Annotated in this window: 39 protein-coding genes and 1 other RNA gene; 5 read left to right on the forward strand and 35 right to left on the reverse strand. The window is 64.9% G+C overall.

Annotated elements, in window-relative coordinates; translation table 11 throughout:
- From ACIGKL_RS04895 to ACIGKL_RS04905, 3 genes are read right to left on the reverse strand one after another with little or no spacing between them, the layout of a single operon-like run.
- Window positions 1–444, reverse strand: a complete 444-nt coding sequence (locus ACIGKL_RS04895; protein WP_397485580.1) for a hypothetical protein — start codon at window positions 442–444, stop codon at window positions 1–3.
- The gene (locus ACIGKL_RS04900; protein WP_397485581.1) at window positions 444–965 is read right to left on the reverse strand and encodes a hypothetical protein; all 522 of its coding nucleotides are present in this window, start codon (window positions 963–965) and stop codon (window positions 444–446) included. The genes ACIGKL_RS04895 and ACIGKL_RS04900 overlap by 1 nt, the downstream gene beginning before the upstream one ends.
- Entirely contained in the window at window positions 962–4,261 is a 3,300-nt protein-coding gene (locus tag ACIGKL_RS04905; protein ID WP_397485582.1) for a phage tail tape measure protein, read from the reverse strand. The genes ACIGKL_RS04900 and ACIGKL_RS04905 overlap by 4 nt, the downstream gene beginning before the upstream one ends.
- A 173-nt stretch (window positions 4,262–4,434) precedes the next feature.
- Between ACIGKL_RS04905 and ACIGKL_RS04910 the strand changes: the two genes are divergently transcribed.
- Window positions 4,435–4,590 (forward strand): hypothetical protein, encoded by a 156-nt coding sequence (locus ACIGKL_RS04910; RefSeq protein ID WP_158603082.1) that lies wholly within the window; start codon window positions 4,435–4,437, stop codon window positions 4,588–4,590.
- Between the two features lie 69 nt (window positions 4,591–4,659).
- On the opposite strand, the gene ACIGKL_RS04915 is transcribed toward ACIGKL_RS04910, so the two are convergent.
- The 12 genes from ACIGKL_RS04915 to ACIGKL_RS04970 are packed head-to-tail and all read right to left on the reverse strand — an operon-like array spanning window position 4,660 to window position 11,094.
- Window positions 4,660–5,007, reverse strand: a complete 348-nt coding sequence (locus ACIGKL_RS04915; RefSeq protein WP_122107180.1) for a phage tail assembly protein — start codon at window positions 5,005–5,007, stop codon at window positions 4,660–4,662.
- 51 nt (window positions 5,008–5,058) lie between these two features.
- Window positions 5,059–5,796: a hypothetical protein gene (locus ACIGKL_RS04920; protein ID WP_397485583.1), complete on the reverse strand. Its 738-nt coding sequence runs from the start codon at window positions 5,794–5,796 to the stop codon at window positions 5,059–5,061.
- A gap of 3 nt (window positions 5,797–5,799) precedes the next feature.
- Window positions 5,800–5,994, reverse strand: a complete 195-nt coding sequence (locus ACIGKL_RS04925) for a hypothetical protein (RefSeq protein WP_397485584.1) — start codon at window positions 5,992–5,994, stop codon at window positions 5,800–5,802.
- A gap of 8 nt (window positions 5,995–6,002) precedes the next feature.
- On the reverse strand, window positions 6,003–6,470 hold the full coding sequence (locus ACIGKL_RS04930) for a hypothetical protein (RefSeq protein WP_397485585.1): 468 nt from the start codon (window positions 6,468–6,470) through the stop codon (window positions 6,003–6,005).
- Window positions 6,463–6,906 carry a phage virion morphogenesis protein gene (locus tag ACIGKL_RS04935; RefSeq protein ID WP_397485586.1) on the reverse strand — a complete coding sequence of 148 codons (444 nt, stop codon included), beginning with the start codon at window positions 6,904–6,906 and terminating at the stop codon, window positions 6,463–6,465. Before ACIGKL_RS04935 ends, ACIGKL_RS04930 begins: the two co-directional genes overlap by 8 nt.
- On the reverse strand, window positions 6,903–7,313 hold the full coding sequence (locus tag ACIGKL_RS04940) for a gp436 family protein (RefSeq protein ID WP_397485587.1): 411 nt from the start codon (window positions 7,311–7,313) through the stop codon (window positions 6,903–6,905). The genes ACIGKL_RS04935 and ACIGKL_RS04940 overlap by 4 nt, the downstream gene beginning before the upstream one ends.
- A gap of 3 nt (window positions 7,314–7,316) precedes the next feature.
- On the reverse strand, window positions 7,317–7,736 hold the full coding sequence (locus ACIGKL_RS04945; RefSeq protein WP_397485588.1) for an HI1506-related protein: 420 nt from the start codon (window positions 7,734–7,736) through the stop codon (window positions 7,317–7,319).
- Window positions 7,737–7,748: 12 nt separating this feature from the next.
- Window positions 7,749–8,666, reverse strand: a complete 918-nt coding sequence (locus tag ACIGKL_RS04950; RefSeq protein WP_122107173.1) for a Mu-like prophage major head subunit gpT family protein — start codon at window positions 8,664–8,666, stop codon at window positions 7,749–7,751.
- Between the two features lies 1 nt (window position 8,667).
- Entirely contained in the window at window positions 8,668–9,663 is a 996-nt protein-coding gene (locus tag ACIGKL_RS04955) for a phage protease (RefSeq protein WP_397485589.1), read from the reverse strand.
- A 54-nt stretch (window positions 9,664–9,717) separates the two neighbouring features.
- Window positions 9,718–10,140 carry a DUF2513 domain-containing protein gene (locus tag ACIGKL_RS04960; RefSeq protein WP_397485590.1) on the reverse strand — a complete coding sequence of 141 codons (423 nt, stop codon included), beginning with the start codon at window positions 10,138–10,140 and terminating at the stop codon, window positions 9,718–9,720.
- Window positions 10,141–10,154: 14 nt separating this feature from the next.
- A complete protein-coding gene (locus ACIGKL_RS04965; protein WP_397485591.1) occupies window positions 10,155–10,916 on the reverse strand; it encodes a hypothetical protein in 762 nt (253 codons plus the stop codon).
- Window positions 10,858–11,094, reverse strand: coding sequence for a Com family DNA-binding transcriptional regulator (locus tag ACIGKL_RS04970; RefSeq protein ID WP_397485592.1), 237 nt, complete (start codon window positions 11,092–11,094; stop codon window positions 10,858–10,860). The genes ACIGKL_RS04965 and ACIGKL_RS04970 overlap by 59 nt, the downstream gene beginning before the upstream one ends.
- 351 nt (window positions 11,095–11,445) lie before the next feature.
- Between ACIGKL_RS04970 and ACIGKL_RS04975 the strand changes: the two genes are divergently transcribed.
- On the forward strand, window positions 11,446–13,131 hold the full coding sequence (locus ACIGKL_RS04975; RefSeq protein WP_397485593.1) for a DUF4041 domain-containing protein: 1,686 nt from the start codon (window positions 11,446–11,448) through the stop codon (window positions 13,129–13,131).
- A 25-nt stretch (window positions 13,132–13,156) separates the two neighbouring features.
- A complete protein-coding gene (locus ACIGKL_RS04980; protein WP_397485594.1) occupies window positions 13,157–13,513 on the forward strand; it encodes a hypothetical protein in 357 nt (118 codons plus the stop codon).
- 145 nt (window positions 13,514–13,658) lie between these two features.
- Here the strand turns inward: ACIGKL_RS04980 and ACIGKL_RS04985 are convergent, their stop codons facing one another.
- From ACIGKL_RS04985 to ACIGKL_RS04995, 3 genes are read right to left on the reverse strand one after another with little or no spacing between them, the layout of a single operon-like run.
- Complete coding sequence (locus tag ACIGKL_RS04985) at window positions 13,659–14,450, reverse strand: phage minor head protein (protein ID WP_397485595.1); 792 nt, start codon at window positions 14,448–14,450, stop codon at window positions 13,659–13,661.
- On the reverse strand, window positions 14,447–16,018 hold the full coding sequence (locus tag ACIGKL_RS04990) for a DUF935 domain-containing protein (RefSeq protein ID WP_397485596.1): 1,572 nt from the start codon (window positions 16,016–16,018) through the stop codon (window positions 14,447–14,449). The genes ACIGKL_RS04985 and ACIGKL_RS04990 overlap by 4 nt, the downstream gene beginning before the upstream one ends.
- A complete protein-coding gene (locus ACIGKL_RS04995; RefSeq protein ID WP_397485597.1) occupies window positions 16,018–17,523 on the reverse strand; it encodes a hypothetical protein in 1,506 nt (501 codons plus the stop codon). Before ACIGKL_RS04995 ends, ACIGKL_RS04990 begins: the two co-directional genes overlap by 1 nt.
- Before the next feature lie 125 nt (window positions 17,524–17,648).
- Between ACIGKL_RS04995 and ACIGKL_RS05000 the strand changes: the two genes are divergently transcribed.
- A complete protein-coding gene (locus ACIGKL_RS05000) occupies window positions 17,649–18,143 on the forward strand; it encodes a hypothetical protein (protein ID WP_397485598.1) in 495 nt (164 codons plus the stop codon).
- A gap of 8 nt (window positions 18,144–18,151) precedes the next feature.
- On the opposite strand, the gene ACIGKL_RS05005 is transcribed toward ACIGKL_RS05000, so the two are convergent.
- The 6 genes from ACIGKL_RS05005 to ACIGKL_RS05030 are packed head-to-tail and all read right to left on the reverse strand — an operon-like array spanning window position 18,152 to window position 20,702.
- The gene (locus ACIGKL_RS05005; protein WP_397485599.1) at window positions 18,152–18,664 is read right to left on the reverse strand and encodes a DUF3486 family protein; all 513 of its coding nucleotides are present in this window, start codon (window positions 18,662–18,664) and stop codon (window positions 18,152–18,154) included.
- A 3-nt stretch (window positions 18,665–18,667) separates the two neighbouring features.
- Window positions 18,668–18,970, reverse strand: coding sequence for a hypothetical protein (locus tag ACIGKL_RS05010; RefSeq protein ID WP_122107159.1), 303 nt, complete (start codon window positions 18,968–18,970; stop codon window positions 18,668–18,670).
- A complete protein-coding gene (locus tag ACIGKL_RS05015) occupies window positions 18,963–19,280 on the reverse strand; it encodes a hypothetical protein (RefSeq protein ID WP_397485600.1) in 318 nt (105 codons plus the stop codon). Before ACIGKL_RS05015 ends, ACIGKL_RS05010 begins: the two co-directional genes overlap by 8 nt.
- Window positions 19,280–19,915 (reverse strand): DNA-packaging protein, encoded by a 636-nt coding sequence (locus ACIGKL_RS05020; RefSeq protein WP_397485601.1) that lies wholly within the window; start codon window positions 19,913–19,915, stop codon window positions 19,280–19,282. Before ACIGKL_RS05020 ends, ACIGKL_RS05015 begins: the two co-directional genes overlap by 1 nt.
- Window positions 19,912–20,370 (reverse strand): lysozyme, encoded by a 459-nt coding sequence (locus ACIGKL_RS05025; protein WP_397485602.1) that lies wholly within the window; start codon window positions 20,368–20,370, stop codon window positions 19,912–19,914. Before ACIGKL_RS05025 ends, ACIGKL_RS05020 begins: the two co-directional genes overlap by 4 nt.
- On the reverse strand, window positions 20,367–20,702 hold the full coding sequence (locus ACIGKL_RS05030; RefSeq protein WP_397485603.1) for a hypothetical protein: 336 nt from the start codon (window positions 20,700–20,702) through the stop codon (window positions 20,367–20,369). Before ACIGKL_RS05030 ends, ACIGKL_RS05025 begins: the two co-directional genes overlap by 4 nt.
- A 131-nt stretch (window positions 20,703–20,833) precedes the next feature.
- Between ACIGKL_RS05030 and ACIGKL_RS05035 the strand changes: the two genes are divergently transcribed.
- Complete coding sequence (locus tag ACIGKL_RS05035; RefSeq protein WP_397485604.1) at window positions 20,834–21,844, forward strand: DUF2971 domain-containing protein; 1,011 nt, start codon at window positions 20,834–20,836, stop codon at window positions 21,842–21,844.
- Here the strand turns inward: ACIGKL_RS05035 and ACIGKL_RS05040 are convergent.
- From ACIGKL_RS05040 to ACIGKL_RS05090, 11 genes are all read right to left on the reverse strand, one after another.
- Window positions 21,837–22,265 carry a Mor transcription activator family protein gene (locus tag ACIGKL_RS05040; protein WP_397485605.1) on the reverse strand — a complete coding sequence of 143 codons (429 nt, stop codon included), beginning with the start codon at window positions 22,263–22,265 and terminating at the stop codon, window positions 21,837–21,839. The genes ACIGKL_RS05035 and ACIGKL_RS05040 overlap by 8 nt on opposite strands.
- Window positions 22,265–22,663 carry a gp16 family protein gene (locus ACIGKL_RS05045; protein WP_397485606.1) on the reverse strand — a complete coding sequence of 133 codons (399 nt, stop codon included), beginning with the start codon at window positions 22,661–22,663 and terminating at the stop codon, window positions 22,265–22,267. Before ACIGKL_RS05045 ends, ACIGKL_RS05040 begins: the two co-directional genes overlap by 1 nt.
- Window positions 22,660–22,944 (reverse strand): hypothetical protein, encoded by a 285-nt coding sequence (locus ACIGKL_RS05050; protein ID WP_397485607.1) that lies wholly within the window; start codon window positions 22,942–22,944, stop codon window positions 22,660–22,662. The genes ACIGKL_RS05045 and ACIGKL_RS05050 overlap by 4 nt, the downstream gene beginning before the upstream one ends.
- An RNA gene (locus ACIGKL_RS05055) (hammerhead ribozyme type II) lies at window positions 22,945–23,017 on the reverse strand.
- Window positions 23,016–23,210: a hypothetical protein gene (locus ACIGKL_RS05060; protein ID WP_397485608.1), complete on the reverse strand. Its 195-nt coding sequence runs from the start codon at window positions 23,208–23,210 to the stop codon at window positions 23,016–23,018. The genes ACIGKL_RS05055 and ACIGKL_RS05060 overlap by 2 nt, the downstream gene beginning before the upstream one ends.
- Window positions 23,211–23,212: 2 nt before the next feature.
- Window positions 23,213–23,497 (reverse strand): hypothetical protein, encoded by a 285-nt coding sequence (locus ACIGKL_RS05065; protein WP_397485609.1) that lies wholly within the window; start codon window positions 23,495–23,497, stop codon window positions 23,213–23,215.
- 1 nt (window position 23,498) lies between these two features.
- Window positions 23,499–24,164: a DUF3164 family protein gene (locus ACIGKL_RS05070; protein WP_397485610.1), complete on the reverse strand. Its 666-nt coding sequence runs from the start codon at window positions 24,162–24,164 to the stop codon at window positions 23,499–23,501.
- A 10-nt stretch (window positions 24,165–24,174) separates the two neighbouring features.
- Window positions 24,175–24,483, reverse strand: a complete 309-nt coding sequence (locus ACIGKL_RS05075) for a hypothetical protein (protein WP_397485611.1) — start codon at window positions 24,481–24,483, stop codon at window positions 24,175–24,177.
- On the reverse strand, window positions 24,470–24,856 hold the full coding sequence (locus tag ACIGKL_RS05080; protein ID WP_397485612.1) for a hypothetical protein: 387 nt from the start codon (window positions 24,854–24,856) through the stop codon (window positions 24,470–24,472). The genes ACIGKL_RS05075 and ACIGKL_RS05080 overlap by 14 nt, the downstream gene beginning before the upstream one ends.
- Complete coding sequence (locus ACIGKL_RS05085; RefSeq protein ID WP_122107145.1) at window positions 24,853–25,458, reverse strand: hypothetical protein; 606 nt, start codon at window positions 25,456–25,458, stop codon at window positions 24,853–24,855. Before ACIGKL_RS05085 ends, ACIGKL_RS05080 begins: the two co-directional genes overlap by 4 nt.
- A complete protein-coding gene (locus ACIGKL_RS05090) occupies window positions 25,458–26,180 on the reverse strand; it encodes an AAA family ATPase (protein ID WP_397485613.1) in 723 nt (240 codons plus the stop codon). The genes ACIGKL_RS05085 and ACIGKL_RS05090 overlap by 1 nt, the downstream gene beginning before the upstream one ends.
- Between the last annotated feature and the right edge of the window lie 4 nt (window positions 26,181–26,184).

Genomic DNA, 26,184 nt, shown 5'->3' on the forward strand with positions numbered 1-26,184 from the left:
TTAGCCCCCCACCAGCGCATTGCCGGCCTGATCGACCAGCTGGTTGCCGGCCGCGTCAGTCAACGCACCGTCCGGCCCCGGCTCGGGATCGGTGCCGCCGCCTTGCTCCAAGGCCTCGACCCTGGCCGTCAGCGCCGCGATCTGGCTGGCCAGGTCGTGCAAGGCGCCTGCGGTCAGCTCGATGAATACCGCGCTACCGGCCGGCCACTCGGCGGCGGTCGTCCCTTCCTGGGCGCGGTCGATGGTCAGCACGCCAGCCGCCTGCGCCGTCACCGTGACGATTTCCCAGGCGCTGCGGGCCGCATTGGTCAGCGTCGCCTTGTACCAGGCGCCGGCTGCAAAGCTCAGCAGGCCGGCCGCTGCGACAGGCACCGTCATCTGCCCAGCACCAGGCGCCAGGGTTGCGCTCAGCGCGGTTTGCCAGTGGTTGATAAAACGCTGCATCACGCCTCCCGCGCGTCCATAGACCAATCGATCAGCTCGCGGCTGTCGTCTGTTTCGGTAACCGGCCCATCGGTGAGCACCATCAGCCGGGGCAACCAGCCGACCCGATAGGCACGGGCGCCGGGGATCGGTGCCACGGTAGCCACGTCGCCATCGAGCACCAGGCTGGTATCGACCCAGCCGCCACCGACAGCGGCGAGGGCCCAGGGCTGCTCGTCCGGGCGGCGGTGCTGTGCGGACGGCAGCTCGTACACCAGCCCCGTACCGCCCACCCACTTGGGGGCTACGCACAGCAGCTCCAGCGGGCGGCTGTAGTCGAGCGACTCCAGGGCCGGGTCGAGGTGGCCGGTGGCGCTGATCGAGGTCGCCGTCTTGCGCCAGTGGGTTTGCTTGACGCCTCGGCCGCTGGCCATGCGCAGCTCGCGGCTGCCGCCAAAGGATTCGTAGCGCTGCCGGATCGGCCCGGAGTGCGGCAGTATCTCGATGCCGCCCAGTACCAGCGGGACGATGTGCTCGGTCATGGCCGGCGCCCTCCCACCGTGCCGTGCATCAACCGCGCGCGCTCCAGATCATCCTGGAAGCGCTTGACCTCGGCCGGCGCGCCCTCCAGGGCGTAACTGCCGCCCCAGGGCATGGCCAGGTTGAGCGGCTGGCGCTCACCCATGCGGTCGAGGCTCTGCGGGAAGTCGGGGAAGTCCGGCATCAGCGGTTCACGCTGCGGCAACTGGCCGGTGCTGTTCATGTAGGCCAGGTTGGCGGCGCCCAGGCGCTGGGCGGCCCAGGCCTTGAGCATGAACTCACCGCGCGAGCCGGCCACCAGCACGCTGTCGCTGGTCGGGCTGCCGGGGCCTTCGATCCAACCGCCGCCAGCGCGCTTGAGCGGCTGGCCGTTGATCAGGTTGCCCGCGTTCTCGTTTGCCGCCGTGGCCGCCTGGGCGGCGTCCGCACCGGCGCCGATGTAGTTGACCGGGATCACCATGTACTGCTTGAGGCGCTCGGCCAGCTCCTTGGCTTGCTGCTCCAGCGCGGCCGCAGACTGCTCAAAGCCGTTGAACTCAATGTCGATGCGCTTAAAGGCCTCGGCCTGGGCCAGCAGGTCGTCCATGCCTTGCTTGATTTCGTCCACGCGCGCCTGGGCGTCGATGCGCTCGACGTCGGCCTGCAGCTCGTCGAGGCGCGCGGCCTCGTCGGCCAGTTGTGCCAACTCCGCCGCAAGGCCGACAAAGCCGTAGGTGTTCGCGCCGCTCTCTTTCAGCTCGCGCAGCACCTCGCCCGCCTCGCGGGCCTGGCGGATCGCCTCGGCCGAGTCGCCGCGCTGCAGCGATTCACGGGCGCCGGCCTTGAGCGCGGTCACGTCGCCGAACGTCGCCGGGCCTTCGTCGGCCGGGGCGCGCATGTCCTTGACCAGCTGATCGAACTCTTTAGCCAGGTCGGCGCGGGCCTTCATCGCGTCCTGGGCTTTCTTGTTCGCGGCCTCCAGCTGCTTATTGGCGGCGTCATAGGCCTGGATTTCCTTGCCCAGGGCGTCCTGGATGCGCTTGAGGTTGTCGGCCTTGATCTTGGCCATGGTCTCGCCATGGCGGCGTTCGGCGGCCTCGCGCTCGGCCTGCTCGCCCTTCATCGCGGTCAGCGCCTTGCGGAACTCGCTGGCACGGCGCTGGCTGGCCAGGGCGTCCTGGTTGATTTCGTTGCTGGTGTCCTGGCGGCTGAGTAGCTCGCCCTGGGCGCGGTAGTGTTCCTCGGCCAGGCGCAGGCGCTCGGCGTAGGTGCGGCGTTCTTCCTCGGTCATGCGGGCCAGGGTCTCGGCGGGCAGGATCGCCGCACCGGCATACTCGGCCGTCTTGTTGATGGTCGCCTGCAGGCTGGCCTGGTAGTCGGCCTGGCTTTTCTCCAGGTCGCGGATGGCCTGGATCGACTCGTACAGCTCGGCCAGGTTGGCGCCCGTCCAGGCGACCACGCCCAGGGCCAAGCCGCCCTTGGCCAGTTTGGCCACGTCGGCCAGGGTGCGCAGCTGGGGAATCAGCGAGCTGGCCGCTGTGCCTACGGTGCTCATGCCCGAGGCGGCACCTGCAGCCGCTGCGGGGGTGGAACTCATGTGGGCCAGGAACAGGCCGAAGGGATTGCGCACCGCCAGTACCGCAGCCCTCACGGCAACCGTAGCTGCCGCGCCCGCAAGTAGGACAGCCGCTAAATTTCGCACCGGCTCGGGTAGCGCGTTAAAGGTCGTAATTGCGTCACGCCCTAGCTCGATCAACGGCAGAAAAGCCGTAGCTGCCTCGCCCAGCTGCAGTTTCAGTTCCCCCCAAGTGGCATTGAACTTATCCAGCTCGGCCTGCGGGGTGTTGGCCATCTTGGCGTAGGCGGCATCGAGCGCGCCGCTGGCGTTGCCCATGGCCTCGACCTCGGCCTTGAGACCGGCCATGTTCTGCGTCAGGGCCAGCACCGCGGTGCGCGCTTCCACGTCTGGCAGAATTTCGCTCAGGGCGGCCAGGCCCAGGTTACGGCCGGCGATATCCTCCAGGGTGGCGGTCAGGCCCCGCCATTCGATGCCCAGTTCTTCCATGGCGCCTTTCGCGGCATTGCCCGGCGCGACCAAGGCGTTGATCGCGCCCTTGATCGCGGTGGTGGCCTGCGGCGTGCGGATACCAGCCTTGGTCATCAGGGCAATGGCCGCAGCCACCTCGGCGAACTCGACGCCGGCCGCCTTGGCGGTGGGTAGGGTGTCGCCGATGTAGTTGGCCAGCTCGGGGAAGGTGGTCACGCCGTCGCGCACAGCCAGGAACAACTGGTCGTAGCGCAGGCCGAGGTTGTCGATGCCTTCGCCGTAGGCGTTGACCACGGCCAGGCCGCCGCGCACGGCAGTGGCGGTATCGGTCACACCGGCCACGGCCGCGCGGGTGGCCAGCTCCAGGGTCTGGATGCTGTTGTCCGGGCTGACGCCCGAGGAAAGAATGTCGTACAGCGCCGCCGCCGACTGCGCCGCCTCTTTGCCCATGGCCTGGCTGAGCTGGCGCACGTCTGTGCTTAGTGCCTGGAACTCGGCCTGGCTCAGGTCGGTGATGCTGTTCACCTCGCCCATGCGCTGGGCGAACTGGGCGTAGAAGCTCAACAGGTTGGCGCCCGCGTAGACCATGGCCCCCATGCCGGCTGCCGCCGCGCCTACCTGCAGGCGCACCTGGCCGAGACTTTGTGCCCAGCCGTTGGTGCCTTGCTCCAGCTCGGCCACGCGCTCGCGCAGGCGCACCTTGGCCTGCGCTAGCTCGGCGCTGGTCAGTTGCCCGGTGCGGGCCAGCATCTGGTACTGGCGCTGCAGCTGGACGATCTCACCGCGAATCTCCCGGTGCGGGCGCACGCCCAAGGCGTCACGGGCGCCGGCTATCCGCGCCTGCTGGTCTGCCGCGCGGCTGGCCTGTGCCATATCCGCCGCCAAGCGCTTCTGTTCGTTGCTCAGTTGGTTGGTATCGACGCCTGCGCTTTTCAGCGCGGCAGACAGTTGGGCCAGCTGGCCCTTCTGGCCGGCGATGGCCTGCTCCAGGCTGCGCGCCTCGGCCGTAGCCGCGCGGTAGGCCTGCTGCTGGTCGCGGGTCGGCTTCTCGGCGCGAATCAGTTCGTCGCGCAGTTCCCGCACCCGCTCGCGGGTCGCATTGAGCTGGGCTTCGTTCTGGACTAGGCTTGCCTGCAGGTCGCGGAACGCGCCGAGCTGCCCCAGCGGCTGGCGCAACTGCTCAACCAGGGCCTTATAGCCGGCCTGGAATGCCTGCATGTTGCGCCGGCCTTGGTCGGCATCGACGGATACTGAGAGACGGACATCAGTCATGAAACTTGCTCACCTTGTATTACTCGCCCTGATCGTTGTGGCTCTGGTAATGCCCAAACTGGCCTGGTGGCTCGTCGGTGCCGGTTTCTTAGTCGCGCTCGTTATGCTGTTGGTCTCAGGCCCTGCGTATGTCGCCAGCCTGTTCCTCCCGCGCCCGCCTAAGCGCTAGCCCCGTGAAGGCTCTCCCGCTGTTCGGCCTGCTGCTCTGCCTGGCCCTGTTCCCGCGTTTCACCGCCTCGGCCCTGGCGCTCACCGTGCTGGCCGCCCTGGCCATCTGCCTCGGGGCGCTGTTTCTCAGCGCCCTTTTCGCGCCGCCTCGGCCGCGCTAGTCGCTTCCTCCAACGCCGCCAGGAACGTGCCCCAGGGGTATGTCCATACCTGGGCATGCCCGTGCCGGGTCAGGGCGCTGGCGTTTCGCTCGAGCCTTCCGAGAGCCTTGCGAGGATCTGGCGCCCGGCGCTTTCGATCCGATCCCGCAGGCCGAAAAAATCCGGGTTCACCTCCCGGCAGCCCTCGAACACCCGGCGCAACTGGCTAGGCGTCAGGCCTTCGGCCTGCTCGGGTTCCAGGTCGGTCATGCTGCACAGGTCGGCCAGGCTGATTTCCTGCAGCAGGGTGTCGTCGACGGGGTCGTGGCCGCCTTCGGCTATGCGCTTCATCCAGGCGCGAATCTCGCCCACGGTCAGCTCGCGGACGGTCACCGCCAGGCCGGGCAGGTTGATGGTCTTGGTCAGGGTCATGCTCATGCGTGCGGACTCCAAGGCCGGGCCATTGCGGCCCGGCGTGGTTGTGGGTGGTTACAGCAAGGTGATGCGGTAGAACGGCGACTCGCCGGCCGGCACGTCCGGGTTGGCCAGCACCTCGCCCTTGGAGAGCAACTTGCCGGGGTTCTCCGCATCGATCAGCGCCAGTTCCTCGGCGGGCGGCGCCTTCCAGCGGTAGAACTCGACGATGCAGGGGCGGTTGCTCTCGGCTTCGTTGAGGCCGTCGAGCACCAGGCGGTATTCCTCACCGGCCTCCACCAGCGGCTCGATGCGTTTGGCGGCGGTGCTGACGTAGGCGATGGTCGCCGGGGTCGGCGCGGTGATCTCCGTGCTGTCTTCCGGCACGCGCACACCGGCCGGCGAGACGGTCACCGCCGACAGCGGAATGTCGCTGCTGTCGCTGGTCTTGGTCAGCACGATGCTGGTCGGGCCGGGGTACTGGGTCACGCACAGCGAGCCGGGCTGCAGCACGATGGCCTCGGCGCTCACGGTCTCGGCCGGCAGCTCCACGACCTTGCCCTGCAGGGTCATGGCCATGTTTTCGTCCGTCCATTCCTGCATCTGTACGTCGAGGCTCACGCCGTCCGGGGTGTCCAGGGTGGCCAGGTTGCCGCCGCCCGGCTTGCGGTGCTGCTTCCATACCAGCTGGTTATTGCGGTGGGCGATCTTGAGCTGCTCGACGTCGCCGAGGTCGCGCATGGGCGCGTCGGGAACACTGAGGCGCTGGGCATGCACGATGCCGACGCCCTTGAATACCTTGGGTGCTGCCATGGGTTATTCCCCCTTCACACGTTCGCCGACCTTGAGGCGGTCGACGATGATTGCGGCGTCACGCTCGGAGACGCTGATAACTGCGTCCTTGGCGTGCAGGTCGCCGGCATGGCGGTGGCCTTCCTTGCGGGTGATCTTCACCTGCACCTTGGTGGCCGGTTTGGTGCCCGCATCGGCGGGCGCGGCGGTCTTGCTCATGTGTCCTCCTAGCGGACTCGTGGGTGGTGAAACTTCACCGGCCAGGTAATCACCCAGCCGGCCGTGCCTGCGGTATCCAGCGCGGCGCTGTACAGGTTGGCGCTGCGCACGTCCTTGGCGTTGATGCTGTCCTGCAGTTCTAGGCCGCAGCGGCTGGCCGGCAACGCGGCCTGCAGCACGCTGGCCACCTGCAGCACGTTGAGGGCGCGGGTGTCTTTCCTGCCGTTGTCGCCGGCCAGCAGCACCACCACGGCTTGGCCAGTGGCGATCAGCTCGCCTCGGCCCGTCACCTCAAAGCGCACACCCTCCAGGGCAATGCGGCAGGCGCGGCCGGCCGTGGCATAGCGCTTGAGGTCGGCCGGGGTGAACCGGCCGCCGTGCAGGGCTACCTCCACTTTCGGGCTAGCGGCCTGGTAGAGCTGCTCGGCCCATTCCTGGATGCCTTGCAGCACCTGGTCGGCGGTGTACTCAGTCATTGGTCATTTGCTCCAGGTAGTCCTCTACCAGCCCCACCACGTCGTCCAGGTCGTCGCCCTCCAGGCCGAGGAACTGGCGCTGCTCGATGCCGCGCTCGTCGTCGCCGAACTGGTGGGTGGCGGCGTAGACCAGCGGGCTGCCGATCAACACGCTGTTGCCGTCAACCTGGTGGGTGATGCTGTCCAGCAGGTGGCCCACGCCCTGCAGCAGGCTTTGCCCGCTGTGCCGGGTGGTGGCGTAGTCGGCCGACCACTCCGGCCAGGGAACCCCGGCCGGGCTGGCCTTGTCGACGGCGATCCGGCGCCGCGTCTGGCTCTCGACCTCGGCGCCGATGGCATCCAGCAGCGGCTCGGTGTCGAGCTGGGCCAACCGCTCCAGGCGTCCAGCCAGGCGCGGGTCGGCGAACAGGTCGGCACGAATACCGGCGCCGCTCACAGCAGGTCACCAAAGCGCTTGGGCTGGCTTTCAAACCAGGCCTCGCCGCTGGTTTCCTGCTCGGGCGGGGTCGGCATGCCGAGGGACACGCTGCCGCCCGCAATGCGGATCAGCAGCGAAACGGCGTCCTCGTAACGCTTGCGCTTTTCCTCGGTCAGCACGCCGCCATCGGACGACATGCGGTAGAGGGCAACGTCGCAGCACAGGCGCTCCAGCACAGGCGGCACGGCCGGTAGCGGCAGGCGGTGCTTGGCGCCGACGTAGGTGTCGATTTCGGCCGTGGCATCGGCCAGGGCCTTCTCCACCACGTCGGCGTCAATGTCGCCGTCCTGGTCGCGGTCGGCGACCAGCAGCACGGCGTCCAGGCCGTACTGCTCGATCAGCGCTTCAAGGGTTGCGTAGGCCATGGCTTATGCCTCGCCGCCCTGCTGCTCGGCCCCTTGCTCGCCGGTCTGCTCATCCTGAGCGCCAGACGTGTCAGCAGGCGCGGCCGGGGCTGCAGGTTTAGCCGCAGGCTTGGCCGCTTTTTTCGCAGCGGGTTTGGCACTGGCCTTGTCCACCTTCGGCTTGGCCAGGGCTGGTTTGGCACCGGCCTGGCCGGCATTGCTGCCGGTGTCACCAGACTCAGAGTCGCCACCTTGGCCACTGCTCTCGGGGGCCGGGCCAGGCAGCTCGCCATCGATCAGCTCGACGGTGAGCACCGGGTCGGCCTGCAGCTTCTCCAGCATGCCGTCGGTAAAGCGCTCGGCCGGGTGGTCGGTGGCAAGCCGGGGGTGGCTGATGCCACAGCGCCGGTAGCCGTCCCGCTTGGACTTGATACGAACGATCATGGCGGCGCCCCCTTAAACCAGCTCGTCGCATACGAACAGCTCGGCCGTGCCGGCCCATTCGTTGCCACCGTTCTCGTCCTTGACCAGGAGCTTGCGGGCCTGCGCTTCCAGTTGCGGCGGCACTACCAGGAGCGTCGGCTTGATCTTCATTGGCCGGCCGCCGTCGGCGACGAAGCCCTGCATGGCCGCACGGGCGTTGCCGTAGTGCTCGCCAGTCAGCGGCTGCTGAGAGGCGTAGGCCATCTGCCAGAAGCCAAAGCCGGCATTGCAGCGGTAGCGCACGCCATGCACGTACTCGTCATGGGTGAACACATGGTCGCTGTTGTTCGGATCGGTCTTGCTGGTGATCTCCGGCTTGGTGCGCTCCTGGAAGATCAGCGGCTTGATCGCACGGGTGGTGTCCAGCAGGAACCAGGCCGGGCCGGGGTCTACGGCCGGCACGTCCATGTTGCTGACCGAGGTCACGGCGCCAGTGCCATCGGCGTTCGCGTAAACCGGGTGCTCGTCGTCGAAGAAGTTCTGGCCGTCATAGCAGGCGGTGGTAAAGCCTGCCTTGAGCAGCTCAAACACCAGCGACTCGGGGTGGTACGCGGCGGCGCGGCCCATCTCGGTGAACATCGGCATGAACACGCCGGCCAGGTCGTCCTCGACCTTGTCGCGCTCGATGGTGACGGTGCCCTCGAACTTGCGGTTTTTGATGGCGTAGCCGTGCGCGGCCATGTCCTTGAGCACGCGCGCGCCGATCCACTCGCGCAGGGTCGGGAACTGGCCCAGCCAGGGGTAAATGTTCTCGCTGGTGGAGCTGGGCACTAGGGTGGCCACCTTGGCCCACTGGGTGGTTTGCTGGGCGGCCGCCAGGGCCTTCTGGTACTCGGCGCGATAGCCGGCGAACAGCGCGGCCAGCAACGCGGGGGTAATGGACACTGCCATGTTATTTAGCCTCGCTGATGTGTTTGAGGTATTGGTCGTCGCTCATACCGAACATCCGCGCGGCCTGCTGCTGCTCGGCGTTGAGCGCGGTTTTGTTCTGCTCGTCCACCTTGCCTTCGGGCACGACCGTGGCCGTCACCGAGGGTGCCGCCTTGACGAACTCGCGGAAGCGCTCCAGGCCGCCGCTCTCCTGGCAGGCCGCCAGGTGGTAGCCCTTGGTCGCCGGGGTGATCTTCCCGGCCTTGAGGGCCGCCTCGATCTCGGCGTTGATGGCCTTGTCCATATCGGCCTTGTCGCGGTCGGCCAGCTTCTGCTCGGCATTGGCGGCGCGTTGCTCCAGGGCGTTGTAGTCGCCGCGCGGCACGTACTTCTCCAGCGACGGGGCTTTTTCGCTGTTGAGGGCCGTTTCCTTGGCCTCCTTCAGCGCCTTGATGGCGGCGACGGCGTCGTCTTCCGTCGCGGTTTCGGACAAGCCGAGGGCTGCCCGGATGGCTGCTGCGAGCATCGGGTGGTTCTCCGTGGTGGGTTGTTCGGCGTTGAGCGCCTTGATCAGCAGGTTGGGCTTGTTGGTCAGGCCGAAGCTGCTAAAGCGGTGGATGCGACCGGCGTCGTCGTAGATGAACACCGGCGACAGGTAGCGGTATTCGCGCTCGGCGATGGCGTTGCGGGCCTTGGCCGTCCACTCCACGCGGGCCTCGATGGCGCCGCGTTCGTTGAGGCGGTACTCGCGCGCCCAGCCGGACGCCGGGGCGTCGTCGCCTTGCGGGGCTTTCAGTTCGGTGGCGTGCAGGTAGTCGAACGGCAGGTCAGCGCCAGCAGCGTGAGCCTTGGTGGCGGCCAGCACCTGGGCCGGGTCATACGTCCAGGTGCGGCCATCGCGGCCGGTCACGGTCGGGCCGGGCGGCAGCACCTCGACCCATTCGGGCACGTCGGCGCTCAGCTCGAAACAGAGGGCTGTGGAAGTGGTGCGATTGAGTGCGGCGGTTTGAGTGTTCATGCCGCCATGGTCGGCGGCATGAGGGGGGAGGGATTAGGGGATGGGGTTCAGTAACTAGGTGCCTATGTTGATGGCACCCTTGATAAGGCCAACCGCCAGCTCCTTGATGACTTCAAACGATAAGGCACCGCCCTTGTCGACAGCCTTCGCCTGAATCTGGTTCCAGACTTGCTCATTCCGGATAGCGTCCAAGAACTCATGTCCCCGCCAGGTCAACCTGGTCGGGCGGATGACCCGAAACTCATGTCCGGCATGGTTGCTTAGTGGATATCGCCCACCGTCTACCCCTTCGACCAACCCCGCTTCAACGAGCAGAGCAACATGCTCGTAGTGCTTGAAGAAGCGCGCTTTATCACCTTCGGAGGTCCCGCGTTGAAGCCCACCAGGTAGATTCTCTGGATGGTATGCCGAAGAAACAACATCCAGTTCCTCGACCCCAAACAGAATGCTCCTAACCAACTCCCAGTCTCTACGCATAATGGCCCCATTGCTTACATTCGACCCCTGAGTTTGCGCCGATCCGGTAGATGTTGGCCAGGCTTCGGAAATGGCAGCGGCGCCTTCTTGAACCTGGCCCGCCAGCTCGGCTTGATCAGGTAGATATAGCGAAACTGTAAAAGGCTCCGCTTGATCGCCCGGTGCTTGTTGGCACGCAGGAACTCCCCGCGCTTGCTGGCCTTCTTGTGAGCAGTCAGCAGCATGGGGTGGTAGGCCTGCCCATCCAGCTCATAGAAGCTGGTGCGGTGGTGGCCCAAGTAAAGGAAGTTCGCCGCCTGGTACACCACACCCCAGCCGCCGCAGCGTTCGTCCGCGAAGCTCTGCACCCAGGCCACGCGCGGGCAGGCCCGCTTGATGAACTTGAAGGCATACGACAGGGCGCGACTCTCGCTGTTGCGCGGTGCCACGTCGTCCAGCCACATGCGGTTAAGCTCCAGGTACTGGTCGACCTGGGTGCCGGCCACGAACTTCTGCGCACCGGCCACCGGATTCAGGGCATAACCGAACTGCAGTGCACCGCGCAGCACTCCGCCGATCCAGACACCCAGGTGGATATAGCTGTTGTTCACGATGCGCCCGGAGTAGTGGTTGGCGATGATCATGCGATTGGCTTCGGCGCGTGGAAGCTGCGCCACGTAGAAACTGCGGGAGCCGAAGCCGGCCAGGGCTTCGCTCCCGTGCAGGTATCCCACCTGGTCAGTGGTAGGTGGGGTGAACAGTCCCGGTGCTGCGGGGTGGTGGGCTTTCTTTGCCATGAGCTACCTCAACGGATCGAGGCGCTCCCTGGCGCTCTGGATTCGGGTAGCTCGTGGCTATCTGGTTCATCGCCCGGCAACGCGGGCACTTGATCTGCAACTGGGTGAAACTGGCGGCTTTGGCCAGGAGCCGGCTACAGCCGCCGCAGCGGATTTCGGTGTATTGCTGGAGATGCATGGGCAAGCCTTTACTGTATAAATAGCCAGCTGTTAAGGTGCCCGCGCTTCGTCGACGAAGTGGGGGCCTTTGCTGGGCTTGCAGGCTTGCTCTGCGGGTTTGGCGGCCGGTCGGGGTGCTGGAACACTACGGCCGGTCGGCCCTTTTTATGATGATTCCATATGCAGGATGGCGTGCTGCGCGAAGCCTAGTTAGTCGACGGGTGTCAGTGGCGTTAGTTCCAGGCTATTGAGCTGCTGGCAGCATTTGGCCATTATCCGGAGGGTGTGCCCGGCGCTCGGCTCATAGGCACGCTCATGCGCCTGTCCCGCAGGTGCCCACACACGCTGCTTTGCCCAAGGAAGAAAGCATATGGAATGGCTCCTATCTATTGCACTTATCGTTGCCGTGCTGCTGTGTGTGAAGCTCTTTCAGGCATCGCGGGCCGTTCGTAAAGTCCATACCGGCGAGCTGGCCTTGAGGGATTTGCGAATCCATGAGCAGGAACAGCTAATCGCTCAGCAAACCGCGCAGATCAAGCTGCTGCAGCTGGAAATTTCCCTACTGACCGAACAGCGCGACGGCCTACTGCAGCGGGTCGAGGCACTCAGCAAATACACACATATCGAGGATGTGGAAACAGCGGCTAAGGCCATCATGGCCGACGCGCAGCGCTTGCTGGAGCAGGCCACGCTGGATGCCCGCAATTTGCGCCAGGAAGCTGAGAAGGCGGCCAAGAGTACGGCTGAACAAGCGAACCTGAAGTCCAGGGACGCGCTTGAACAGGCAGAACGCCGGATCGAGGTTGCTGGACAAGAGGCAGAGAGGATTATCACTACTGCCCATCTGCGAGCTGAGGAAATTGCCGGCGATGCCTACGCGGCGATGAACCGTGCCAAAGAGTTCGCCAATACCGCTCAGGCGATGAAAAACATCATCGAAGGCTATGGCGATGCTTACATTGTGCCCACCTACAACCTGCTCGATGACCTGGCCGACGAGTTCAGTTTTACCGAGGCCGGGCAGAAGCTCAAAGACGCCCGTGACACTAGCCGCATGATGGTCAAGAACGGGCTGGCAGCGACTTGTGACTATGTGGAGGCGAACCGCAAGGAAACGGCCATTCGCTTCGTTGTCGATGCTTTCAATGGCAAGGTCGACTCCATTCTTTCGCGCAGCAAGAGCGATAACCACGGCAAGCTGGAGCAGGAAATCCGCGATGCCTTCTCGCTGGTTAACCATAACGGTGCGGCCTTCCGCAGTGCGCGGATCACTGACAGCTATCTGGCTGTGCGCCTCGAAGAACTGAAGTGGGCGGTAACCGCCAAAGCCTTGAAAGACGAGGAGAAGGAAGAGCAGCGCCGGTTACGTGAACAAATCCGGGAAGAGGAGAAGGCCCGCCGCGAATACGAGCGCGCCATCAAGGATGCGGCCAAGGAAGAAGACGCGCTGCGTAAAGCGATGGAGAAGGTGCAGAAGCAGGTGGATGCCGCCAATGAGGCGCAGCGTGCTGAGTTTGAGGCCAAGCTAATGGAGCTTGAGACAAAGTTGCGCGAGGCCGAAGAAAAGAACCAGCGGGCATTGTCCATGGCACAGCAAACACGCTCTGGGCATGTCTATGTGATTTCCAATATCGGATCGTTTGGCGAGGAAGTGTTCAAGATTGGCATGACGCGCCGCCTGGAACCGCAGGATCGTATTCGCGAACTAGGGGATGCCAGCGTGCCGTTTGAGTTCGACGTGCATGCCATGATCTTTAGCGACGATGCGCCGGGGCTTGAAAAAAGCCTGCATCGGCACTTCCTGCGGCAGCAGGTGAACAAGGTTAACCCGCGCAAAGAGTTCTTCCGCTTGGGGCTAGAGGATATTCGCCAGGAACTGGAGGCGTTGGGGGTCGAGACACATTGGACGATGACCGCCAAGGCTCACGAATATCGGGAGAGTCTGCGTATTGAGCAGCAGATTCTGGAGAACCCGGAAGTCGAGCGCGAATGGACACGGCATCAGTTGGAGGTTGAGACCGCTCTTGAGGAAGAGGAAGTTGAGGCGGCCAGCTGATTTTTGTGGTTAACGGAGGATGGCAATGAACATCAATATCACGGCTATTGAGCGTTATATCCGGCTATTTGGGCTGCCGGCATTTTTGATGATTTTAGGCCTGGTAGGGATGGCGTTTTTTTCAAGTAAAGCCCCGGCGACTGATATTGCCTCTGCTGTTTTTGCCAGCGTGGTGCGGTTGCTGTTCCCGGCAAGTGCTGGCTTGACGATTGCCGCGGCGCTCTGGCTAGCCTGGAATTGCTGGCAGCTCCACCGCTGGGAATGCGGCGACCTGCAAGGTGGTTGTGATCGCTGCGGTGGGGTCATGTCCCACAAAGACGGGCGCTACGGCGCTTACAGTGTTTGCAAGATGTGCGGCGGCAAGCGTGAGGGGTGGCATTAGCCCTGAACCGATTGTCAGCGCCGCCCCCTGCTTATACCCCCGCTCAGGGCGCGTTAGACCTGCGTTAGAAACTGTTTTCGATCCTCTCCCCTAGCCGTGGTAGCCACGCACGCTATTCCTTGCGTAGCGGGCCGTTTTGGCCGGCTCAAGTTTCGGCCTGCGCAGCAGCTTCTTTCTCGTCCAGCAGTTGCTGCGCCTTGGCCAGCCTCGACACCTGGCCGGGGTTGTAGGCCCAGCCCGGTTCGATACCGACCGGTACGCTAACGACCTGGCCGGTGCGCTGGTTGGCGTACTCGCGCTGGCCCAGGTCGGGCGCCATGCTGATGTACTTGCCCGTGGCCAGCAGGCGCTCGGCCTCGCGGCGGCTGACCTGGCGCACCCAGCATCTGCAGCCCCAGCCATTCGGCGGGAAGTGCGTCTGCCACCACGGGTCGTCCGCAGGCAGCAGGATGCCGGCCCAGCCCACGTGTTCCGGCCGGTGCTCGCGGCTCGGACCGAGTTGGTAGAGCAAGTAAGGGTGTGTCGTCCTGGTGCGCTCGATGCGCTGCCACTGGCCGGCCGCATGGGCCTGGCGCAGATTCACGTCATAGATGGTGCGCAGGCGGCGCGGGCTGCCCAGCTGTACCTCGCGCGTCTCGCCGGTCAGTGGGTCGAGCAGTTCGCCACGGCCCCACCAGCCCAGCTTTTCCAGCAGCGGCTGCAGCTCGCGCTTGAACGCGGCGAAGGCCTGGCCGCCCGCGATGGCCTCGTCCACGGCCGCGCGGATCGCCTCCAGGATGTCCAGGCGCATGGCCTTGGCCACCGTCCAGGACGTGGCGTGTTCTTCCTGCCACACGTCGCGGTGATCGAAGCCGACCCGGTAGCCTTTGGCGCGCAAGTAGTCGAGCGCCTCCTTTGGCACCGGTACGGGAAACGGTTCGCGGGTCGGGCCGCTCATAGCTGGTCGCTCACGTCGCCCAGGGCGCGGGCCTTGAACGCGGCCAGGGCCAGGCGCTCGATCAGCGCGCTGTCGTCCATCTGCTCAAGCAGGCCGGCCAAGCCGGCCTTGAACTCGTCGAATGTCTCAGCCTTCTGTGCCAGCTGCTGCACGGGATCGAGTACGGGTTTCATCACCGGCACCCAGTCGGCCAGCTCGTCGGCTGTCAGTTCGTCCAGGGCGTCGCGGCGTTGTTCGGCGTTGAGCGCCTTGCGTTCGCCGCAGGCCGGGCAGGCGCACGCCGCTTGCTGGTGATTCAGGGCTGGCAATGGCTGCATGCCACCTTGCGGGCGCAGCACTATGGCGCCAGCGTCGGGGGCGGACAGGCCGAACTTGTCCAGGATGGCCGAGGCCTCCACCGGCAGGCCTCGGTCGATGAACGGCCCCAGGGCATCGGCCAGGGCCTTCAAGTCCTCGGGCTCGGTCACCTGCAGGACGATGCGCGGGTAATTCTCCTGCGGGCCGTAGTTCAGGTCGATAAAGGTGCGCACCAGGTCGCGGTTCAGCGTCGCAGCCAGTTGCTTGGCGTCGGCGCGCAGAATGTCCAGGCGCACTTCGTTATGCACGTTGGCCTGGCTCTGGCTCGACCCGTCGTCGGTGGTCATGGTCTGGCCGAGCACGCCCTTGCTGATCTGCTTGTCCAGCCACTCGGCCAGGCGCTCGAACAGCTCGGCGCCGCCTGCGGCGTTGGCGATCTCCTGAAACTCGATCTTCATCCCGTCCGGCATCACGGCGGCGGCATCGGCGGCCAGCTGCGCCACGGCGCGGCGCAGCACGGCAATGTCGTCCGGCTTCGCGCCGGGGCCATAGCGGCCAATACGCAGCGGCATGCCGAACAGTTCGGCGTAGCGCATCCAGTCCTTGAGGCTGAACGCCTTACACATGAACGACACGGCCACCAGGCGCGCCACGCCCCCACGGATCGGCAGGCCCGACTTCAAGCGCGGCTTGTGGACGATCAGCTTGCCGGCCGGAATCTCCAGCCCGTCGCCGCCCTCGTTACGCAACTGCAGGCGCTGGCCGGTCACCTTGTCGAACTGGAACCAGCGCGGGTCGCGGTGCTCATAGCGGGTCGGCCAGAGCTGGCCACCAACTAATTGCCAGATGGGCTCTGCTACCGAGTAGCCCTTGCCGATGGCGTCCAGCAGGTCGTCGAGCATGTCGCTGAACTCGGGCGCCTCGACCAGCTCGCGCACGGCGTCAGCCAGTTGCTCGTCGCGCTCGTCCTCGCTGGCAGCCTCTACGGTGACGGGCAGCCCGGAGACGGCCCGCTTGCGCGTGCCCAGCACGGCGGCATAGTGCGGGTCTTTCTCCTCCATTTCCTCGGCCAGGGTCAGGTACGAGTAATGGTCGCCAGTTGCCGCCGCCTGCAGGATCGAGCGCAGGCGCGCGGGGTCGAGAGACGCCGAGACGGACTCGGCCGTCCACGCCTGGTACACGCCCGTGGTGCTGGCCTGCACCAGCTCCTGGAGCAATTCCGCCTTGTGGATCGGCCGGCCCTGGGCGTCAACGATCACGGATTCAGCCATTACCACACACCTCCCACGTCGCGCCCGTTGCGGAACGTGTCGTCGTCATCGAAAGAATCGTTGTTGCTCGGCCGCACGGCTTCATAGCCGTACTGCTCTATTTCCATGCGGCTGGCGAAGCGGGCCAGGACGGCGGCAATGCCGGCATCGCCGTGGCGCTTGGCGCCGCCTTTCTCGCTGGTGCGGGTCTCGGGAATGCGGGCCACGCCCTTGACCATGCGGAAGGCGCGCAGGTCGGCGATCACGTCGCGGTCGGCCGGCAGGTCGTAGAGGGTGCCGTCCTCGAGGTCAGCCTTGAAACCGGGCATGTTGTCCCGATACCAGCCCTCGGTGAGCATCACCTGGCTTATCCGGTTGTGGCCGTACTTCACCGCCGCCGCCTCGGCTAGCGCCTGGCCGTTGCCGCGCGCATCGTTGGCGCCGGCCATGAAATTGGGCAGGCGGTCGACGATGTAGAACAGGATCTGTTCCTGCTGCTTGAAGGGCACGTTGCGCAGCTCGACCAGGAAGGGCGGCCGCTTGCGGCTGTCCTGTTCCTGCAGCAGCGGTACGATTACCGACAGGTCGCCGCTACGGGCGAAGTCCATGCCGTAGAAGCTCCAGGCGCCGGGCGGCAGTTGTGCCAAAAGCGGCGCCAGCTCGCGCTCGCACCAGCCCAGGCTGTCGGCCAGGCGCAGCGGCTCGGCGATGACCTCGTAGCCCACCGGGTAGGCCAGGCGCAGCACTGGCACGCCGGCCCGGCTGCGTTGCTCCAGCAGCGCCAGGCTGAGGTAGGTGCCGCCGCCTTGGCTGGGCACGCAGTCCAGCTCTTCCTCGGCGGCGTCGCTGTAGTAGTCGTATACGTCCTGCACCCACTCCAGTTCCTCGGCTTCGTCCCAGGCGATGCCCTTGCGCAGGCAAACGCGCCGGTACAGCCCATCGGCCACGGCTTCCTTGAAGGTGCAACGGAAAAGCTCGCCCTTACGCTTGCCGGCCCGTATTTCCTCGATCAGCTCATTGAACGGGTTGTCGGTGCCGTTGTGGGTGCTGATCACATGCACCTCGCCGCCCCAGATCAGTAGCGCCAGGGCCGCCTTGAGCAGCTCGGCCAGGTCGGAGTGGAACGCGGCCTCGTCGATCACCACCACGCCCTGGCGGCCGCGCAGGTTGGACGGCCGGCTGGTCAGGGCAACGATGCGATAGCCCGAGGGGAAAGTGATGGTGTAGGTCTTGATGTGCTTGTCGACGTCCTGGTCGTGCCAGATGCCTTCCTCGATCTCGCCCGCCGCATAGTTGAACGCCCGCGCCCACATGGCGCAGGCCTGGATGTATTCGACGGTCATGTCCTGGTTGTAGCCCAGGTAATAGACGTTCATGCCCCCGGCCACGGTGGCGCTGGCGGCGACCAGCACGTTGTCCGAGGCCTCGGCCCAAGTCAGGCCGATACGGCGGCTTTTCTCGCCCACCTTGAGCGGCGCGCGCAGGCCGACCCAGCGTTGCTGGTAGGGCAGCAGTACGACGGGCACGCCCGGCGCCTGGCCGCCTGAAAGGGCCTGGTGCAGGGGGCTTAGCTTGCTCGGGGCCGGTGTCATACGGCCGCCCCAACAGTGCTACGCTCGCGGTGCCAAATACCTTGCAAGGGAGCGCGTTTATGTTCGAGTGGTTTGCAGGTGCCGTCGCCAGTGCGAATGCGGCCAAAGACATTAGCCAGAGCCTGATGACTCTGCGTGATGGGGAGATGATCCGAAGCCGTGTGTTTGATCTGACCCAGAACCTGATGGACCTGCAACAGCAGTTGATGACCGCTCAGATGGAACAGATGCAGCTTGTCGACAAGATCAGCAAGTTGGAGCAACAGAACGCACAGTTGCAAAAGCAGGCCGATCTGGATGGCCGGTACGAGCTCCATCAGTTTGAGACGGGCGCTTTTTGCTACAGGCTGAAGCCTGAGCTGCAGAACGATCAGCCTGAACACTTCTTGTGCAGCAAATGCTTTGAGCGTGGTATTCGCTCGACCATGCATCAAAGCAAAGGCAGCTATCACGCTACTCTTGGTTGCCCGGAATGCAAGCAGGTCATTGATTACGAGCCCAGGAAGCCAAGACCAAGGATCCGGACGGTTTCCAGAAGGATCGCGGACTATTAGCCGCACTCTCATGCCGCCACCCCCAGTATCTCGCGCCGGATCGCGTCCACGGTCTCGGCATTAAGGCCGCCTTTCTTTGCGATCTTCTCGACCTGGGCGGCGGCGGCCTCGGCCTTGGCGCGCACCTCGCTCTGCCACTTCTTCTGCACGACCGAGGCCCGACCCAGCTCGGCCACGGCCTTGGCTACCTTGGGTAGGTCGAACTTGCCGTCTTCGGCCAGCAGCAGCTTGAACAGGTGCTCCTGCACCAGGCGCATGAGCGCCTCGTTTACCGCGCCTTCCTCGTCCGGCGCGGCCGCCACCACGGCCTTGGCCTGCTCGCTGGCCATCTTGAGCGCGGATAGACGCCCCTCGAAGTCCTGGCCGTAGGCGTGCAGCGCTGACTTGCCGATGCTGTATCCGCGCTCGGTCAACTCGGCCGACAGCAGCTCATAGCCGGAGAAGTTGTTCTCGACCAATGCCTGATCCAGCCAGGCCTTTACCTCGGGCGGCAGCTGGCCGACCTTGCTACGCGGCGGCATGGCTTAGCCCCGTACCGGGCGAGCGATGCCCGGATTGCAGGGGATGGTGTACTCGGCGATATCGACGCCGTAGTGGGTCAGGCCGCACACCCATACACCGTCCGGGCGCTTGTCCAGCGTCACCAGGCTGCGGTCGGCCAGGTAGTCCAGCTCGCGGCGCACCTCGTGCTGGCTGGCGTCGGTGTAGATGGCCTGGATAGTCGACACCACCAGCGTTTCGTGCGGGTCGACCGGGCGCGCGTTGTTGAGGGTGAGCAGGATGTACCAGCGCATCGACTCGCGGCGAATCTTGGCGGCATCAATCATGTTTGGCTCCTTTCATCTGGACGACTTCTAGCTTGTCCCGCAGCCCGTCCAGCTTGGCTTCGATAACGGTTTGGTTGCGCACGTAGTCGCTGCGGTGGACGTACTGCAGGGGCAGCTCGGCCTGGAAGCGCAGGAAGTCCCGCTCCAGCTCGGCCAGCTTGGCGATCTCCTTGTCCTGGGAGGCGAAACGCTCACCTAGGCGTTTCTCCAGCTGGCCCAGCAGCAGCTTGACCAGGCCGAACACCAGGGTGGTGAAGATGCCCAGCAGCGAGATGGCCCAGCCCACGGCCTCGGTAAAGTCCATTTGCATCAGTGGCCTCCTACGGCGTCGATCAGAGCATCCAGCTGCGCCGCTGTGCTGCGGCACTGCTCGGCATAGCGGACGTGGTGGGCCAGGACAGCACTCTGGCTGAGGCCTGAATCGAGTTGCTCAGCGGCTCGGCCGGCTTCGGCTTGCGCAGCAGCTCGGCCGGAATCTGCGGCGGCGGGCACTGCGGTTCGGGCGCCGGTTGCTTCGTCATAAACGCGCACCCAGCCAGCAGTGAACACGCAAGCAGGCAGAGGCTTAGGCGGCGCGTCGAGCGCCTCCCGATAGAGGTCGTTGACACGGGCTATCTCCCCTGTGAGGCGGTCGGTGGTTTTGCGGTGTTGGCGTTGCTGCTCGGCCAGGTCGGCGGCCAGCTTGTCGTTGCGGGCCTGTTCGTCCTGCAGGCGTTTTGCGGCGGCTTTGGCACTCGCCTCGGCGGTGATGGCGCGGGCCAGTTCCTGTTCCTGGTACTCGCTCCTAAGCTCGGCCAAGGCAAGGTCGCCCGCTGCCTTTGCCGCGCTGTGGCCGGCCTGATAGGCCGCCTGTTCCAGCTGATCTATCAGCAGGTAAATGGCCGCCAGTGCGCCCACCAGGAGGGCTACAGGTAGCAGGGGGCGCAGGAAGCTAAGCCACTTCATTGCAGGCCCACCTCGCACAATTCCCGCTCGGCGGCACGACGCTTGACCAGGCCGGCGAGTTGGCGTCCCTTCGCATACACCCAGCGGCTCAGCTCGGCGCAGGCACCGGCCACGTCGCCACCGTTGAGCTTGCGCAGCAGCGTCGAGCGCTCGAAAGCTCCGGCGCCGACGTTGTAGACGAACGAACCCAACGCGGCGCGGCGGGTGTCGGGTTGAGGCTGTTTAGCCAGGCGGTCAACGGTGCTAATTGCCTGCCCCAGCTCGGCGGCCAACAGGGCATCGCACTCGGCGTCGGTCTTGGTCTGGCCTAGCTGCACGTCCTGAGTAATGCCGTCGCAGATGGTCGGAATGCCTACCGGGTCGAGGTAGGCGACCAGGCTGCGGCCTTCGTAGTAGCCCACCAACGGCAGCGCGATGGCCAAGGCGCCGCCCAGGATGCGATTGCGCAAGCTCATGCAGCCCCCTTGCCGATGGCGTCGCGCAGTTTGGCGATAGCCGCATTACCGACCTCGGGAGCCGAGCGGGTTACGTGGCGTGGTTTGGGAGTGGCATCGCGGCGTTGTGCGGCCGGTGGCTTCTCGCGCGCCTGTTCTTCCCGGCCGGCCTTGTGGCGGCGGTAGGCGGCGACTTTCGGAAAGGCGCTCTTGACGTGTTCCTCTACCTGGGCGCGCCACTCGACCGGGCAGCGCTCCATCAGCCACTGGCGGCGATCAAGCGACGCCTCGGCCAGTACGGCGGCGGCGTAGGCGCGGGGGCTGGTAAGGGTGCTGGGGTCTAGAGCGTTCATGCCGCCATGGTCGGCGGCAGGAGCGGATGGGGACAGGGGATGGGGTTCAGTTGCTGCGGCTGCCACCCGGATGGTCAAGGCATAGCGATTTAACCTTTAATACGCTCTCTCCGTTGCCGGTTGCCTGCTCAATGAAGACACCGAACCGACTCTATCGTTACCGACCACTTAGCGACCGCGACAATCTGCTGGAGCGGGAGCTGAGTGCTCTGCGAGACAGTTATCTGTATGCCCCTTTATTCGAGCAAATGAACGATCCCATGGAGGCATTCATGCCGATGGGGGGCGACAGTGACCATATTTTCGATGAAGTAGTAAAGCCTTTAGGTTTAAAAACTGAGGACTATTACGACGGCATTCGGCTCTTGATCCAGCAGTTTGGTCTTGTATCGTTTTCCAGTACGCATAATTACCTGCCGATGTGGGCCTACTACGCAAGCGGCTTTGAAGGTATGTGCCTAGAGTTTGATTCAGAGAGGCTGGCTGTTGGTGACTTTCAGAATGAGCATTTGTCCAAAGTCGTCTATAAGCGTGAGGCTCTACCTCCCTTAACCATTGAAAGTGTGCTTCGAGTCCCTGAAGACCCGCATGTTAAGGGTGAGCTTTTGAAGAGACTGAATCGTAAGCGTATCGAGTGGAAGCATGAAAAAGAATGGCGCTATGTGACCGGGGCATCTGGGAAGAAACACTACCTAGATGACGCACTGACCCGTGTCTACCTAGGGCCTCGTGTAAAGCCCGATCATGCGACGCTGGTCTGTGAGGTATTGAAGAACCGTCCGGTCGAGGTGATGCAGGGAGAGATTCGAGGTTTTGAGCTGCACTTCGAGACGTTGCAACCTGCTGCGCCGTTGGCTGAATGTGAGCGGGTAGGCAGTGGGCACTTTGACCCACTGAAAGACCTTGACCCGGATGGCTCACTGAAGGCGTTTATGGGTGAGCACTACGAGCACTTGCTTAATGAGTGCAACGCGACGGCTTTGCGCCCGAACATGGATGGCTTTGCTGGTGCTGGCGTTTCACCAGCTAACCAGCGGTTAATGTTTCTCTGGTCGCAGTTCAAGCTGAGAAGCGGGCGGGTGGTTTATCACAAACGCTACTTTGATCGGCGATTTTGCTTGGCCAAGGCCCCGGCTAACTAAATAGGTCTGGTGTGGGGTTGGTAGGTAGTGCCTTGAGAATCCGCCATACACGCCGGTCACTAAGGGTATAGGCCCTGGCCAGCTCTGCGACCACGGTGTTAGCCGTCACCCCTTCGCGTACAGCCTGCTCAAACTGCCGATGTATCTCTAGGTCGCGCTGTTGGCGAAGTGCTGCGGCGCACCTGGGGATATAGATTTTCTCTCCCCCCAAGTGTTGGGTCAGAAGGGACGCCGCTTCCTCTCCGAGAATTTCCGCCAACGCTGCTACGCGAATGCTGCCATTACGGTTGGCCCCCTTGGCAAACTCCCAGGTAGTGCCCCCCAGCTCCTGTACCAAGCGCAGGGCGCCGGGTAGGCCGATAACCTGGGCAATCTCGTGGATTTGCTGCGGCAGCAGCGCTTGCACCTGTTCCAGCTGCATTACAAAGCCCTCCCGTGGCGCTCAGCATCCTTGGCTAGCGCGGTGATGATGCCGCCCAGTTGCTTGCTATCGCACCACTCTAGGCGCTCGACCTGATACATGCGCTTGGCCAGGCTGTCGGCGTATTCCCACGGGCGACCGGCTTCGGCCAATTGCGCTTCGATCTTGCCGACCAGCTTCGCCCGCTCGGCGGCCGGCTTCGGCTTGGCGCGGCCGGTGGACGCCTTTGGCTTGAAACCCAGGCGCTCCAGCTCGACCAGGACGCGGCCAACCTGGCGCGGTGTCAGGTCTTTCGAGGACTCGACTCCGGCCGTGCGCTTGAGGATGGCGCGATAGGTGTCATCGTCCAGGCCGAGCTGGCGGCGGGCGATCTGGATTTTCGTCTTGCCTGTGCTCATGCCGGGTTCCTCGGGTTCATGGCTTCAAGGAAGGCGGCCGGGTCACGGCGCGCCAAGCCAGCCAGGTAACGCACGGCCAGAGTGATGACCTCGGCCGGTTCCTCGTAGCCGCCCACCGCCTGCATCAGCGCCAGGTCGGCGCGGGTGCCCCGGTAGGTGGTCAACTTCATCGTCTCGGCGCCGACACGCTCCAGGTGCTGGGCATCCCGGTCGCGCTTGGCCTGCTGGCGGGCGGTGTCCTGCTTACGCACTGCGTCTGTTCTCGGTTTCTTCTTGCTCATCTGTGGTTGCTCATCAGTACCGGGCCACCACGCCCGGCAGACCATCCCCGGCCAGGCCGGGGCGGTTTCGCTCAATGGAGGGTGTTGGAGGCTGGGTGCCGGTAGCAGGCCGGCACACGGTCGAGCAAAACCTGCTGCATCGCCACGCTGTACAGGTCGTTGGCGAGACGGCCGGCCCTGGTGTTGCGGGTGGATTCGCGCAGGTCTAGCGTCAAACACACTTCGCCGCCTTGCTCTTCCAGGGTGAAGGTCACCTTGTTGCTCATGCTTAAACCCCCAGTGCTCGAAAGCCCGGCACGTCGCGCTCGCCCAGCAGCTGGATATAGCGGGCGATGGCGCCGAGGTTGGCGCGGTCTTCGGCGCCGTCGACCACGCCTGGCACTCGGCTGGCGATGCTGCCGCGAGGCGCCGGGGTCGGTTCTGCGGTTTCGCGGATCACCCGGCGCACCACCTCCAGCTCGCCCACGGCCAGGGCGAGCTGGCCCTCGTCGGGCGCCTGTTCGGTGAGGCGGATCAGGCCGCTGATGGTGCAGGTTGCGTAGACCTTGCTCATATCAATGCACCCCCGGCGCCGGTTGCTGGGTCGGCTCGGCCGGCAGAGCAATCGCGGCAATGTCGAGACTGATCGGGCGGTACAGCTCGCTGTCGCCAATGCGCTCGTAGATACGCAGGTATTCCTTGGAGCTGGTCACCTGGCAGGCTTCGCCAATGGCTTTCATCGCGCGCTGCCAGCGCGTGTCGGCGATTTCCAGGCGGCGCAGGGCCAGCACGCGGGCGGTGCGGATTTCGCCCTTGGTGTCGGTGCGGAAGGCGTCATTGACCAGGGTGACGACTTCCGGCCGGGCGCCCTCCGTCCACTCGGCCAGGCATTCGTCGATCAGGGCGCGGGCGGCCTGCAGGCGCTCGTCGAAGCTGATCGAGTCCTGCACGGCAATCTGCAGCTTGTAACGCCCGTCGAAGCTAAGCAGGGTGACGTTGCCCTTCTTGCCGCCGAACTTGGCGCCGTATTCCTCAAAGCTCATTTCGATAAAGGCGCGCACGTCGCCAAAGGCGGCGGCCTTGTAGTCAGCCAACTGGCTGTTGAGTTCGCTGGCGCGGTCGACCAGGTGGCGTACCAAGCGGTCGCGTTCCTGGTCAATGGGCTTGATCATGCTCTCGGGGATCAGGCGCCCCTGGGCGTCCTTCTGGTAGCCGGCCGGGATGGTCTGTTGTGCGGTCATGTGCGGTTCCTCAGTGGATGGTCTTTTGAAAGTCGCGGTAGCTGATGGTCTTGCGCCATTCGAGGGTTACGCCCTCAAACAGCACGGTGATGCGGTCGCTGCCCGCCGAGGCGTGGCGCTGGTAGCCCTCGGTCAAGCGCTCGCGTTGCAGGCGCTCGCCGTCTTCCGGGCTGATCACCAGGCGGTTCTCGGTCGGCGCGATCTGTAGCAACCGCACGCCCTTGGCCTGCAAGTGGCGGGCGGCCGCGTTGAAGTCGCGCAGGCTGGTTGCCAGCGCAGGGGTCAGGACTTTCATCGGGCGCGGCTCAGTGGTGGCCATGACGTTGCTCCTTTGCTGCACAGCGAGGGTTCTGCGGGCAGTGCTGGCAGGCGCGCCAGTGCTGCATCGCGTGTGGGTTGTGGGTTGGGGCCGGTTTTTCGCGGTGTGTTTGGCACTGCTCAGTGGTGATCACTTCCCCCAGGGCCACGCAGTCAATGCGGCCGAGGGTGTCCATCACGCGGCGCTCTACGCGGTCAGTGCTGGGCGACGGGTAGCGGTTCTGCAGCAGCAGGGTGACGGCGGTGCGGCTCATGCCGATGCGGTCGGCCGCTTTGGTGCGGTTGCTCTGCTCGACTTCGCGGGCCAGCAGGGTCACGAATAGCGGCGGCTGTTCACCCCAGGCGGACAGGTCTACTCGGGTGGCCTGGTTCATTCCTCAACCTCCGGCTCCGGCTGGCGGTAAACGACTTTGCCCAGGTTCGGGTCGAACACCTGGCCGACCCGCTGAATCATCGGCGGGCGCGGGCCGCTGTAGCGCTGGGGTATGAGTCGATAGCGGGCGGGCTTGCCCGGTGCGCCCTTGCTCACGATCTGGACGTAACCGGCATGTACCAGCCACTGGAGATAGCGCTGCGCTGTGGTTCGGGTGGTGGGGGCTGCAATCGAGGCCTGCTTCGCCAGTTCCTCGGCGTCCAGCTCGCCCAGGATGCGCAGCGTGCGCCACATGGCCTCGGTGCCTGCACCGGCCTTGCTTGGCTGGCCGTCGCGGGTCACGGCGGGCGCCTCGGCGCCGACGTCATTGGCCAGGGCGAAGGTCTGCTCCTCAAAACGGCCGCCACTGAGCACCGTTACATAGCCGCCTTTTATCAGCCCATGCAGGTAGGTGCGGACGGTGGCTTGGTCGACCTTTGCCTGCCGCGACACCTTGTAGCTGGTGAAGCTTTCAGCTGCTGAGCGGATGGCTTCCCACACCCGCTGCCGGTTGCTTTTGCCGCCGCGCATTTCCAGGTGAATCTGCTTACGCCCGGTCGCCATCAAGCAACCCTCCGCGCAGGAGCGGCGCCCGTGAACCAACCACGTTTGCCCCAGGTGGGCAGGTCGACTGCCTCCAGGCCGGACGCGGTGGCTTCACTGTTCACCCGGTGCAGGTTGACCGCCACCCGGCGCAGGCAGCCTTTAACGGCGCTGTTCAGGTCTTGCAGCAGGTCATCGGCCAGGCGCAGGTTCGGGTAGCTGGCGGCGGCCAGGCGCTTGACGTCCGCCAGGTTGGCCGACTGGGCGGGCACCCACTCCAGCACGCGGTTGTGCAGACGCTCCAGCTTGACCAGGCTGGTGGCCACGCCTTCCTCGCCGATCAATATGATGGTGCCTTGGCTGGCGTTGTAGAGGTCGGTCAGGACGTTGGCCGCTGCCTTCTCGAGCAGGTATTGCACGTCATCGACGATCAGCGGTCGGCCGCTCAGGCTGAGCTGCTCGGCGATCTGGTCAACCATCTCGCTGAGGGTGCGGGCGGGGGTGATCGCCATCTCGCGCAGGATGGCGAGCAGGAATGCCTTCTTAGTCCAGCTATCCCGGCATTCCACGTAGTAGGCGCGGTGTTGATTGGCGGCACAGGCGGCAGCCACGGACTTGCCGAAGCCGCTAGGCCCGTACATGACCACCAGTCCAGGCAGGCCCTGGGGGCGCTGCAGGGCGCGGTCAATGGCGCTGGCCAGCAGGCCGACATTGGTCAACGGGACGATCTTGGAAACGCTCATAGGT

Origin of the sequence: Pseudomonas sp. NPDC077186 (assembly GCF_044543505.1) — a bacterium.
GTDB lineage: Bacteria > Pseudomonadota > Gammaproteobacteria > Pseudomonadales > Pseudomonadaceae > Aquipseudomonas.